This window comes from Enterococcus sp. CSURQ0835 (assembly GCF_902706605.1).
Classification (GTDB): domain Bacteria; phylum Bacillota; class Bacilli; order Lactobacillales; family Enterococcaceae; genus Enterococcus_A.
In genome coordinates this window covers 1-12,702 of sequence record NZ_CACSLH010000015.1, presented here as the reverse complement: position 1 = coordinate 12,702, position 12,702 = coordinate 1, and the positions used below count along the sequence as shown (strand labels likewise).

The window sequence follows — 12,702 nt, the reverse complement described above, 5'->3', positions numbered from 1 at the left end:
GGTGTTAGAAAATGATAGCGCTATCAATTTAGAAGGAGGATACATTGTGAAGCGAAAAGTAGGGAAAGTCATCGTCACCGGGTTGAGTTTAGTTGCAGGACTTATGTTGGCCGGAAAAGTTCAAGCAACAACCGATACCGACGCGATGCACCGGTTATACAACCCGAATTCGGGTGAGCATTTTTACACCGCGAGTACTCATGAACGAGATAGTGTCAGAAATGCTGGTTGGAAATATGAAAATATTGGCTGGTATGCACCTAAAGAAGGTCAACCGGTCTATCGCATGTACAATCCGAATGCGGAGGATCACCATTATACAACAGCGGCTGCTGAGCGTGATCAACTCAAAACGGTTGGCTGGAAATATGAAGGCATCGCTTGGCAGTCAGGTGGGACGATTCCGGTCTACCGCCTATATAATCCGAATGCAACGGCTGCGGGGGCACATCATTACACAACGGAAGTCCACGAGCGAGATGAGTTGAAAAAGATCGGTTGGAATGATGAAGGAACTGGTTTTTATGCAGCTGCTCGAGGGGATACTTCTGGTGGCGGCGAAGAGCAACCGACAGTCGAACCGAAAAAGGTCGACGTTGATATCACGGGTGCTGGTGGGGAAGAAGCCAATGTTCCAGGTTCTTATCGCCTATTGTATTCTAATAAAGCCAACGATCAAGCCAATCTAGCAGGTCATCCAACGATGGAGTTTGCCGCAGATGTAGCTTTGACAGGCGCGACTAGTGACTACGAGGTTCAATTCGTGATTGCCGGCAATGGAGATGCAAGCGGTCAAGTAGGCGTCGGATTGCATTATCAAGCTGGTTTTGATGCGGATTTTGCTCAAGGTCGAATCAATGTCACGAATATCAATTTCCCAGCGAATGCCGGAACTTCAGGCGAGCAATATTACTCAGTCAACACAAAAGCACCTCAGATCGCTAATGGTCAATCTGTCAAGTTGCGAGTAAAATATTTTGAATCTGGCTATATGCAAACTTTTGTCAATGAGCAGTTAGTAGGGCAATATCAAACGAAATTAGTTCCAGGTGGTGGAGCATTTATTTTACATGCCAATACGAATGCTACCGTCAAACTTCGAAACTTACAAGTTTTCCGCAATGGTGAAGAAGTGACTACAAACGGTCGGCCGCCATTTGCTCAAACTTCTTATGATCTTGTCAATGACGTTGTGTCTGGCGCTTATTAATAGCCAAAAAATCGTCGTGCTGAATGAAAATCATTCGGCACGGCGATTTTTTTAATACTGACGTGGGTTTTTACGATATGTTTTACGGTAACGCACTTCTTCAGGCATTTGCTTGAATTTATTTTTGAAACGTTTGGGTAAGAGTGCCGCTAGCAGTTCGAAGGGGATCGCAAGGATCGTCCAAGCGACTTGGCGGGCAACGGGATATAGTTGATACAATTTAGCAAGGGTGAAGTGTAAGATAAGCAGTCCCGGTAGCAAGAGTAAAGCAGTTTGCCACGGGGCGTTCCAGTGAGTGAAATATTTGACTGCACTCATAGCAAAAGGATACAAATAAAACCAGCTAGCTGCTAGATTCACGCGCCAGCTTTTGGTCAGTAGGCGAATATTCAATAAGAAAAACACAGCGGACAATACGATCCCTAGTGGTGGGAACAAGCTGACTAAAAAAGAATAGGCCGCGCCCCATAAAATCATGCCCGGTCCTTTGACTAAGGCCGTGGCGGCGATCAATAAACCGATGAGCAAAAATTGTTCTTTAACAGTCGCGAAGGTCAAAAGACCAAAAATCCCCAGCAACGCCCAATGCCAAAAACTGTTCAAGGGAGCTTTATTAGGAAATTTTTGTTTCAATGTTTTCGCAAAATAAGGATAGTCTTGTTGAAAGTTCGGCATGCTATCATCCTCCTAGGCTTTCAGTATACGCGCTAGCCCGATCAAATTCCTCCGGCTAAAGACGGATTTAGCACGGTGTGAAGATTAAGAAAAGAAAAATTAACCGGTAACGACTGCTAATTTTGGTAAATTGTGCTACATTACTAACAGAAGAAAAGCCAAAGGAGTCGTAAAAGATGATTTTTGATTCACACACCCATTTGAATGCAGAACAATTCAATGATGATATTCCCGAAACGATCGAGCGCGCCCATGAACTTGGCGTGAGCGAGATGGCCGTGGTGGGATTTGATACGCCAACGATCGAAAAATCGCTGGCACTAAGCCGTCAATATGAAGGGATTTATTCGATCATTGGTTGGCACCCGACCGAAGCCGGTAGTTACACCAAAGCAATCGAAACAGATCTGATCCAAAAATTGACACAACCTAAAGTCGTCGCGTTAGGCGAGATCGGACTGGATTATTATTGGATGGAAGATCCAAAAGATGTCCAAGAAAAAGTGTTCCGCCGTCAGATCGCGATCGCAAAAGAAATGAAATTGCCGTTTAGTGTGCACAACCGCGATGCGATGGAAGACACGTATCGGATTTTAAAAGACGAAGATGTACGCGATATTGGTGGGATTATGCACAGTTTTAATGGTGATCCAGAATGGGCCAAACGCTTTTTAGATCTTGGGATGCACATTTCCTTTTCAGGCGTCGTGTCATTTAAAAACGCGCCGGAAGTCCAAGCGTCAGCTCAAATCGTTCCATTTGATAAAATGCTGGTGGAAACTGACGCACCTTATTTAGCTCCCGTTCCTTATCGCGGCAAGCGAAATGAACCAGGCTACACGCGTTACGTCGTCGAAAAAATTGCAGAATTGCGGGAACTATCATGGGAAGAAGTCGCACGGCAAACGACGAAGACGGCCCATCAACTATTTGGGATCACCGCACATGAATAAAATCGAAGAGATCATCGTCGTAGAAGGTAAAGATGATACGAAACGCTTGAAGGAAGTTTTAGCAGTCGATACGATTGAAACTCGCGGCTCTGCGATCGATGAGGAGATCTTGACTCAAATCGAACACGCGCAAGAAACGCGGGGCGTGATCGTCTTCACCGATCCTGATTTTTCGGGTGAGAAGATCCGCAAAACGATCATGGAAGTCGTACCAGATGCCAAACACGCTTTTTTAGCGCGGCGGTTTGCGGCGCCAAGTAAACGCGGCGGCAGTTTGGGTGTCGAACATGCTAGTGATGACGCGATCTTGCAAGCTTTGGAAAAAGTTGTCACACCTAGTCAAACACCAGAAGTTACGATCCCGCGGCAAATTTTATTAGACTATGGCTTGATTGCCGGACCTGCTGCCCGCGAAAAACGTGAGCGGCTCGGAGAAGAATTACGGATCGGTTATACGAACGCGAAGCAATTAGAAAAGCGTTTAGCGATGTTTCGCATCAGTGAAGCAGAACTACGCGCAGCAATGAAGAAAGTTGAGGAATCTTTGTGAGAGATATCGCTACCCCTTCTTATACGAGAGAGATTTTAGAAAAGCACGGCTTCTCGTTTAAAAAAAGTTTAGGTCAAAATTTTTTGACTGAACCGAATATTTTGAAAAAAATCGTTGAGACTGCAGGCATTGACGAGCACACGAATGTCGTGGAGATCGGCCCAGGGATCGGTGCGTTGACGGAATATTTAGCGCGCAGTGCAGACCAAGTGTTGGCATTTGAGATCGATGACCGTTTGATCCCCGTGTTAAAAGAAACATTGCGACCGTACGATAATATCAAAGTCATCAATCAAGATGTGTTGAAAGCCGATTTATTAAAAGAAACTGCCTATTTTGATCCGACTGAAAAAATCAAAGTCGTGGCGAATTTACCTTATTACATCACGACACCGATCATGATGCATATTTTAGAATCTGACTTACCAGTGGCAGAACTAGTCGTCATGATGCAAAAAGAAGTTGCCGATCGGATCGCCGCTAAACCTGGTACGAAAGCATACGGTTCACTTTCCATCGCGGTCCAATATTACATGGAAGCTGAAACTGCTTTTATTGTGCCCAAAACAGTTTTTATCCCGCAGCCAAATGTTGATTCGGCGATTTTACGACTTGTGTGCCGCCCGCAGCCAGCTGTAAAAGTCACAAACGAGAAAGACTTTTTCCAATTAGTGAAAGCTAGTTTTGCGTTGCGGCGGAAAACACTGTGGAATAATTTGATCCACCGATATGGGAAAGACGCTGAAACGAAAGCTTGGTTGGAAAAAAGTTTAGCCCAAGCGGCAATTGATCCTAAACGCCGCGGCGAGACGTTATCGCTGGCGGAGTTTGCGGCACTAGCAAATGCGATGGCAGAAAATAAAGTCAGCGAATAAACCAAATCACCTGATAAAAAATAGACCCTAGATAATAGCCACTGATGAAATGATCAGTCGCTTTATTATCTAGGATCTTTTTTCGTTAAAATTTCTTAGCAGTTTGTTTCATAAACGAGGCAAAATTTTCTTGGGCTATAGTTGGTTGTGTCAATGTGATCAAGTGTCCAGCTGGATCGGTGACTGTCGTTTCTAGCGCTTTTTACGAGGCAAAGACCTCAGTTGTTCTAATTTGAATAAATAATTTGTTATTTGTGTCTTGACAGCTACGTGTTTTTTCACTACACTTAGAGCGTTGTCAAGACATAACAGTTGACGTTGATTTTAACTGTGATCATAGGAGGAAAAAAATGAAAACAAATTCAGTCAGGAATTTAACGATCTCGGCGCTGTTGATCGGTCTTGGGATCTTGATCCCGTTAGTGATGCCTAAAGTCGTGGTACCGCCAGCTTCATTTACTTTAGCGAGTCATGTCCCAGTCTTTATCGCAATGTTCTTTTCACCAGCGATGGCAGTAGCGGTCACCTTGGGGACAGCGTTTGGCTTTTTTATTTCTACATCACCGATCATTGCATTACGCGCGTTGTCGCATATCGTCTTTGCAGTCGTAGGTGCGTATTATTTGCGAAAACATCCGGAGATCGTCTTTAAAGATGGCAAATTCACATTAGCCAATGGACGCTTTCAACTGTTTAATTTTTTGATCGCGCTGTTACATTCCGCAGTTGAAATGTTAGTCGTCAGTGCCTTTTATTTCATGGGAAATATGCCCGACACTTTTTATTCGCAAGGTTACTTGTATACGATCTTCGTGCTGATGGGAGTGGGTGGCGCGATCCACAGTTTAGTAGATTACAACATCGCCTACTTTATTGCCGGTGCGTTGTATAAACACTTCAACTTACCGATCTTTGATCAAGCGACCAAAGCTGAAAAATTAAAAGCCAAAGCAGTCTAAACTTAGTTCACTCAGTCAAGCGGCTGGGTGTTTTTTTCTTTTTGAATGGAAAATTATGATACAATGAGTCAGAGAAAGTAACACAGGAGGAACTTATGACAAAAAAAGTAGCAGTCGGCATGTTTATTGCCGCAGCGAGCGTCTTCTTGTTGGCCGGTTGTGGGCAGCAAAAAAAAGCCGAGACTAGTCAGCCCGCTAAAAAAACTGAAACAACTACCAGCGCATCTGCTGAAAAATCAAAAGCCAAAAAATTATTGACTGATATGACATTGGAAGAGAAAGTCGGGCAGTTGTTTTTCGTACGGGTGCCCGCTGAAAATCAAATCCAAGACATCAAGCAATACCATTTAGGTGGTTATATTTTATTTGATCGTGATATGGAAGGCCAAACGATTCAATCCTTGAAAAAAAAGGTGGAAAATTATCAAGCTGCGAGTAAAACGCCTTTATTGATCGCGTCTGATGAAGAAGGCGGAGATGTCAGTCGCTTAAGTTATAACCATGTCGTGAAGACGCCTTTCAAAAGTCCGCAAGAGCTGTATCAAAATGGCGGCTGGGAAAATATCGTAGCAGACATTGATGCAAAGGCGAAAGTGTTTCATGAGATCGGGATTGATGCGGGACTAGCACCGGATGCCGATGTCGCTACCGATCCAGAGTCCTTTATTTACAATCGGACGATCGGATTAGATGCGGCAGGGACTAGTGAATATGTAACGAAAAGTGTTGAAGCGATGCAAAAAAATAAAATTGGTTCGACGTTGAAACATTTTCCCGGCTACGGCAACAACAAAGATTCTCACGTGGAGATCGTAACGGACACCCGGCCTTTAAGTGAGTTGCAGCAAAATGATTTCAAACCGTTTGAAGCGGGGATCAAAGCAGGGGCAGATAGTATTTTAGTGTCTCATAATATCGTTAACGCGATCGATCCTGACATGCCAGCTTCTATCTCCAAAAATGTTCACCAAGTCATTCGCCATGACTTGAAATTTGACGGTGTCGTCATGACCGATGATATGGATATGGCTGGGTTAGCTGATTTTATTTCTCAAGATGAAGCGGGACTGCAAGCACTAAAAGCCGGTAATGATCTAGTGATGTCATCGAGTTACGCCACTCAGATCCCGTATGTAGTCAAAGCGATCAAAGCCGGGCACTATAGCGAAAAACAATTGGATCGATCGGTTGAACGTGTGTTGGAATGGAAAGAAAAACTAGGGTTGCTCTAAATCTAAACCGTTCAAATTAACTGAACTTAAAAGCGAAAATGCGAGTGATGCTACGCTGAATTTTCGTTTTTTTTTAGTGCAAATTAATCTTTAAGTTTAAATTATTTTAATTTAATTGATTAATTTTTTTATATTCATGATAAACTTGAAAAAATTATTACAAGAAGGAGTGTTGATCAGATGAAAAAAATTATTTTAGGTAGCTCACTGACATTTTTAGGAATTTGTTTTATTGGTAGTCAGGCACTAGCTGCACCAACGACTACGACTGGTTCGCGGCTTGCGATCTTGCGCGTGTACAATCCCAATTCCGGTGAGCATTTATTTACACCGCGTTTGAGCGAACGGGATCTGTTAGTCAACTTAGGCTGGAAAGATGAGGGGACTGCTTGTTACGTTCCGTATGAACCGCATTCCAATAAAAATTACGCTTATCGTTTGTACAATCCCAATGTCGGTGATCATCATTACACGATCAATTTTGCTGAAGTACAAAACTTAGTTAAACTTGGTTGGCAAGAAGACCACGTGGGTTTTTACACGGCAGATGAAGGGGAGCCGATGTACCGTTTATATAATCCAAATGTCAAAGTCGGTTCCCATCATTTCACTATGAGTCAAGCGGAAAGAGATGTGTTAGTCAAAGCCGGCTGGCAAGCAGAAGGAATCGCCTATACAGCTTATTTGACTACTGCGGCTGAATAATAAAAAAGCGTCGCGATAGATGAAGTTGATTAAATAGACTCTGTAAATGAAAGCACTAGAAAAAGTGTTTTTGTTTATAGGGTCTATTTTAAAAAATACTGAATATTTAGTATTATTCATTTTTATCCTAACTATTTTAATAGGCTCACTGATTAGCAAAAAATAAAAACGATTCATCACACCATCTAAAAAGTGGGGAATGAATCGCTAAGGATATCTAACAGAAAGTTCGATAAAAGTTTCTTTCGGGTCTGTAATTGCTTTCTTTTATAGTATTTGCCAATGTTAAATTTAGGTTTGAGGAGTTATTGAATATTCTTGCTGTGTCCATTGCATTTCAGGTTCAAGGTGAGTTCGTTTTGAATCATCATGACTGAAATGATAGCCAACATCATTTCGTAAATACGTGTAATTGATTAAACCGGATAAGAAGTGCTCTGCATCATCAATTCTCATGCGTGTTCGATCATGTCGAGAATAAAATCCATGGACGATCGTTTTTGGCTTAGCAAAAAACATAGCATATTCAGGCCACATATGTCCCGTTCGCATTTCGTGAAGTGCACGCTTTTCCGTAACTTCCCGCAATCGACGGTACTCATCATTTGTGAATAATTCACCTGCAAAAGGAGATTCTTCAATACGTTTAAACATCTTATTAGCGGCACAGAGTAATTCTAAAAAGGTTGGGTAAGCCGTGTCTCTTTCTTCCATGAAAGTCAGATTTTCCAATGCATTTTTCACACCAAACTCAAAGTACTCTCTTTTTGGTAAATACAAAGTGAGCTCATTTACCGAATAGCTGAGCCAGTGATCATGATAGCGTTGGTAACCTTCAATGATGTATCGATCCATCAACAGTTCCCCAAGCTTGAGCAATCGTTCATCTCCTATCAGTGGATAGGCCCGCATCAATGCAAACAAAGCCTCGCCATTGTAATAAATAATTCGGAAAGCTTCTCGCACGGATAAATCTTCATTCAGAACGTGGACGGTTCGACCCTCTTCATCGATATATGCTCTTAAACCTTCTACTAGATTGAGCATGATTTGGTGGTAATGATCATCACCAGTTAGACTTTCATACTTTGCCAGTGCTAAAATTCCTAGAGCCTGTCCGCCAAGCTTTAATTCGTGACCATCTTTGATCTTTTCAGATACATAAAGGATTCCGTCAACTTCAATGCATAAATTTAGCAAGCCCCATTCCAGACCTTTGTCGATTTTCTCCAGTAATTTCTCACGCGGATATGTTCGCTTGTTGAGATCAGAATACTCGAGGGTTTCCAGTAACGCATACAAGCTTGAAAAATGTCTCACGCCATTGTAACCACGAACTGGATTATTATATGCAGGATAATAGCCGTAGATAAAAGAGCCATCTTCTTTGATTTGATCAAAAAGAAAGTCCATTCCCGTTTCAATCGTTTCTTTCAACATCTCTGGTTGATTATCCTTTGTGATTTTCCGCATGCCACGGCCAAAAAAATCTGTTTCTAACGTATGAATTATGCCATCTTCGATCATGATGCCACGAGTTTCGAATAAGTCCCACTCAGCGTCAAAGTAAGCTAGCGGATTTGGGACGATTCGTTGATTACGCCGTTTGATATATCCCCGAATGTTTCCAAGGTTCATCTCTAACTTAGCATGATTCAGCCCCATTTTATGTCCTTTATAAGGAACGAGCAGAGCGTTACTGCTGATTTCTTCTTGGAGAAAACTACAACTGCCATCATTTCGAAAGGCGATTCCTTGCCCAAAGTAGTTTCCGCGCTTCGTTTGAGCGAATCGGCGGATTCCGGCGGCTGCGGACATACGTTGTGTTTTGACCTGAAATTCTATGCGTGTCCAGCGAGGAAGTTGTGGCGTTTTATTTAAGTAGCGTTCTACTTTATGCCATGCTTTTTCAAACGTATTGCTACTGGTTCTCCAAGTTTTTCCCCGAGTATTATTACTACAAGTGGTTACATAGAAAATTTGTTCTCCGCTTTCCAGTTCTGAATACTTTTGCATGAGCTGCTTTGCGTCTTTCAGTATATCAGTTTTTCTTCGCTCCATATTTTTCTCCTCATCCATGTTTTTTTATTAATCTTTAAATCAATGATACTATCATAATTATTATATCATGATAAATTTGTTAGTTTTTTTAAGTTGATACAAGAAACATTATGTAAGTTCAAAGGAGTACCCAAGTATAGGTACTCCTTTGAACTAGGATGACTTCTTAACTTCTTTTGAATAGTAGTTTTATTTTTTCTTATTGCGTTTTTTGAATAGACCAAGACTAGTTAAAACCGCTCCAAGTCCTGTAAGTGCTAGCGTTGGGTCAACCACTGCTCCTGTTTTCGGTAGGTTGTTAGCACTTGATCCATTACTTGAACCGCTATTCAAATTACTACCTGTTTTCGGTAAGCTACTAGTACCTGAGCCATTACCTGAACCACTATTTAAACTAGTAGCTGTTTTCGGTAGGGTACTAGTGCCGGAACCGTTTCCTGATCCATTAGTTGAACTACTACCTGTGTTTGGAAGTCCCGAGCGGCTGGCGTTGCTACCAACTGGGATGGTAGTGGTTGGTGTATTAGGCAGATTACTAGTGCCGGAACCGTTTCCTGAGCCATTATTTGAACCATTACCTGTATTTAAAGGTGGTTGGCGATTATCATCAGCGTCGGCATCGGCATCGGCATCGGCATCAGCGTCGGCATCGGCATCAGCATCAGCATCAGCGTCGGCATCGGCATCAGCATCGGCATCGGCATCAGCATCAGCATCAGCGTCGGCATCGGCATCAGCATCAGCGTCGGCATCGGCATCAGCATCAGCGTCGGCATCGGCATCAGCATCGGCATCGGCATCGGCATCAGCGTCGGCATCGGCATCAGCATCAGCGTCGGCATCAGCGTCAGTATCCGTATCCGTATCTGTGTCGGTATCGGTATCCGTGTCGGTATCTGTGTCGGTATCAGTATCCGTGTCGGTATCGGTATCGGTATCTGTGTCGGTATCAGTATCCGTGTCGGTATCGGCATCGGTATCGGTATCAGTATCGGTATCCGTGTCGGTATCGGTATCCGTGTCAGTATCTGTGTCGGTATCCGTGTCAGTATCTGTGTCGGTATCAGTATCGGTATCTGTGTCGGTATCGGTATCTGTGTCGGTATCCGTGTCGGTGTCAGTATCGGTATCGGTATCAGTATCAGTATCAGTATCAGTATCAGTATCTGTGTCAGTATCCGTATCGGTATCAGTATCAGTATCAGTATCAGTATCAGTATCTGTGTCGGTATCGGTATCGGTATCAGTATCGGTATCTGTGTCAGTATCCGTGTCGGTATCGGTATCGGTATCTGTGTCGGTATCCGTGTCGGTATCGGTATCGGTATCGGTATCGGTGTCAGTATCGGTATCGGTATCAGTATCGGTATCTGTGTCGGTATCCGTGTCGGTATCGGTATCCGTGTCGGTATCGGTATCTGTGTCGGTATCCGTATCCGTATCCGTATCAGTATCTGTGTCGGTATCGGTATCCGTATCAGTATCTGTGTCGGTATCGGTATCGGTATCGGTATCCGTGTCGGTATCTGTGTCGGTATCGGTATCTGTGTCGGTATCCGTGTCAGCGTCACCATCATCATCGAGGTCTCCCAACATAGCGACACCATTACCGTTATAAACGAGATACTTCCCAGCCTTTGTATTTTTTAAAGAAAATGTGGAATTAGGTGCCATGGCTAGGTCAATGTAGCTACCCACAATAGTGTCCTCAATGTCGATTTGCACGCTACCACAATTATTGATTGTTAAATAGTTTCTTGTTGTAACCTGTTTAACTTTGACACTTTTTAGATTAGGGTTAAGTGTCGCATGTATATAATCACCAAATGACGCGTTTGTGATCGAAATCGATTCTAGGTCCTCAATATCGCTTGCAGCAAAATGTGTGTCAAAAATTGAATTCTTGATTTCAATCGATTTCAAACTATTCACATGATTAACATCCACATATTCTGCTTCAATGCCGTCTAAAACTAAACTGGTTGGGTTTGGAATTTCTTTGATCGTGCGACCGGTAACGTAGTCGATGATTAGCATTATATTTCCAGCATCGATGTAGGAAATTCGAATTTTTGGAAAGACTATTGGTGTACCGTTATTGTCAGTCAACTGAACGCCATTGACGTAAATAGCACGTTCAGTAGTTTCAGTAGGAAGAGTTGGGCTAGCACCTGCAGTTGAATCATCCCCAACTTTTCCAAACCAGGTTGCTCCTTGATCATTCTTAATCTCATGATTGTGGACAGTACCATTATTGAGTTTACAGTTTTCAAATTGTAATTCGAATCCAAGCTTATTTCCATGGGTATGGATTGGACGGTCGAACGTATTAAGATGATTAAATTCAGAATCGATCGCTTCTAAAAAGCCAAGTGAACCATTACCATTCACTTCTAAACCTTTATCAAAAGAACAGCCTTTCACAACGAACCGAGTTAATTGATTGTTGTTATACACCTGTGCTCCTTCAGGAAATTTACAGTCTTCAAAAATGATTGTTTCTAGACCAGAAATACTGTGGATATTAGCCTTTCTAGTAACGGTAACATTCTTAAAAATCAATTCACTTGCTCCAGCATAGTAGTACCTTTTTCCACCGATACTAATATAAGAACTATTAATCATAGTAACAGAGGCTGAGATTGGAACCTCAATCTTTTGCTCGCCAATTTTAACGTATCCCGCCTGTTTAACATTTACACCATAGGCTGACTCTTGGGCATTTGCTATGATGGAATTTGGCACGGTCATCATCAAAGGGGTTGCTAGCATCGTTCCTGCAATGAGCATTTTTGTTCGCTTTTTTTGTTTCGCTCGAGTATTCATCATTTTACGATAATCTTTTCTTTTCATCTTGAACCCTCCTTTTTTTTCCTGTATTCATAATGAGTATTTTGGCCTCCATTAAAACTACAACGCTTTTTTTCGACAGAATAGACGAGAAGATAGACATAGAAAATACTTTGTAATAAGTAATATTTCATTAAAGAACAAAGAGTTTTTTACGCTTATTATCTACCCGAAAACTAATCGTATTGTAATTGTATCATGATGTTTCATATATTTAAAAAAATATGCATGATTTAGAATAAAACTAGTTGTTTTGATTGTAGATGAATGTTGATAGTTCACCTAGTTGTTTTTAAAAATAGGACTTCTTGCAGGTTACTTAGTAGCGAAGTTAAGAATCCCATGCAGGTAATGGAAAAACTAATTTTGGGACGCCCGCTAGTCAGATTCTGAGTAAGAACGATGGTATTCATCTAATTTTTTCTTATCTAAGTAGATGAAAAAAGACCTTCCGAATCGGAAGGCCTCAGACTGTAGACAAATCCCTTTTCAGAACCAGTTAATATGGTTTCGAAAAGGGATTTTTACTTTTATATGTATTTTGTTAGTACTTTTTCAATAGTTTCGGGTAACTCGACCCGCTTATTAGGTATGGTTTATAGCCAACTGGCTAATTTTTTGAGGTTCATTGC

General features: G+C 42.1%; 10 protein-coding genes. 7 read left to right on the top strand and 3 right to left on the bottom strand.

All coding sequences use genetic code 11. From position 1 onward, the window contains the following. Nucleotides 1-46: 46 nt before the first annotated feature. Nucleotides 47-1,210, top strand: a complete 1,164-nt coding sequence (locus GVJ38_RS07715; RefSeq protein ID WP_159722603.1) for a hypothetical protein — start codon at nucleotides 47-49, stop codon at nucleotides 1,208-1,210. A 51-nt stretch (nucleotides 1,211-1,261) separates the two neighbouring features. On the opposite strand, the gene GVJ38_RS07710 is transcribed toward GVJ38_RS07715, so the two are convergent. Further along, nucleotides 1,262-1,885, bottom strand: coding sequence for a hypothetical protein (locus GVJ38_RS07710; RefSeq protein WP_159722602.1), 624 nt, complete (start codon nucleotides 1,883-1,885; stop codon nucleotides 1,262-1,264). Nucleotides 1,886-2,061: 176 nt separating this feature from the next. On the opposite strand from GVJ38_RS07710, the gene GVJ38_RS07705 reads away from it, so the two are divergent. The 6 genes from GVJ38_RS07705 (at nucleotide 2,062) to GVJ38_RS07680 (ending at nucleotide 7,159) form a co-directional block, all read left to right on the top strand. After that, nucleotides 2,062-2,838 (top strand): TatD family hydrolase, encoded by a 777-nt coding sequence (locus GVJ38_RS07705; protein ID WP_159722601.1) that lies wholly within the window; start codon nucleotides 2,062-2,064, stop codon nucleotides 2,836-2,838. After that, nucleotides 2,831-3,388 carry a ribonuclease M5 gene (gene rnmV, locus GVJ38_RS07700; protein WP_159722600.1) on the top strand — a complete coding sequence of 186 codons (558 nt, stop codon included), beginning with the start codon at nucleotides 2,831-2,833 and terminating at the stop codon, nucleotides 3,386-3,388. The genes GVJ38_RS07705 and rnmV overlap by 8 nt, the downstream gene beginning before the upstream one ends. Beyond that, nucleotides 3,385-4,263 carry a 16S rRNA (adenine(1518)-N(6)/adenine(1519)-N(6))-dimethyltransferase RsmA gene (rsmA, locus tag GVJ38_RS07695; protein ID WP_159722599.1) on the top strand — a complete coding sequence of 293 codons (879 nt, stop codon included), beginning with the start codon at nucleotides 3,385-3,387 and terminating at the stop codon, nucleotides 4,261-4,263. The genes rnmV and rsmA overlap by 4 nt, the downstream gene beginning before the upstream one ends. Before the next feature lie 350 nt (nucleotides 4,264-4,613). Then, nucleotides 4,614-5,222 carry a hypothetical protein gene (locus GVJ38_RS07690; protein WP_159722598.1) on the top strand — a complete coding sequence of 203 codons (609 nt, stop codon included), beginning with the start codon at nucleotides 4,614-4,616 and terminating at the stop codon, nucleotides 5,220-5,222. A gap of 95 nt (nucleotides 5,223-5,317) precedes the next feature. After that, nucleotides 5,318-6,454 carry a glycoside hydrolase family 3 N-terminal domain-containing protein gene (locus GVJ38_RS07685; RefSeq protein WP_159722597.1) on the top strand — a complete coding sequence of 379 codons (1,137 nt, stop codon included), beginning with the start codon at nucleotides 5,318-5,320 and terminating at the stop codon, nucleotides 6,452-6,454. 180 nt (nucleotides 6,455-6,634) lie between these two features. Then, nucleotides 6,635-7,159 carry a hypothetical protein gene (locus tag GVJ38_RS07680; RefSeq protein ID WP_159722596.1) on the top strand — a complete coding sequence of 175 codons (525 nt, stop codon included), beginning with the start codon at nucleotides 6,635-6,637 and terminating at the stop codon, nucleotides 7,157-7,159. Between the two features lie 291 nt (nucleotides 7,160-7,450). Here the strand turns inward: GVJ38_RS07680 and GVJ38_RS07675 are convergent, their stop codons facing one another. Both GVJ38_RS07675 and GVJ38_RS07670 read right to left on the bottom strand, forming a co-directional pair. Next, the gene (locus tag GVJ38_RS07675) at nucleotides 7,451-9,220 is read right to left on the bottom strand and encodes a hypothetical protein (RefSeq protein ID WP_159722595.1); all 1,770 of its coding nucleotides are present in this window, start codon (nucleotides 9,218-9,220) and stop codon (nucleotides 7,451-7,453) included. Between the two features lie 189 nt (nucleotides 9,221-9,409). Continuing rightward, entirely contained in the window at nucleotides 9,410-11,257 is a 1,848-nt protein-coding gene (locus GVJ38_RS07670; protein WP_159722594.1) for an LPXTG cell wall anchor domain-containing protein, read from the bottom strand. Nucleotides 11,258-12,702 lie beyond the last annotated feature (1,445 nt).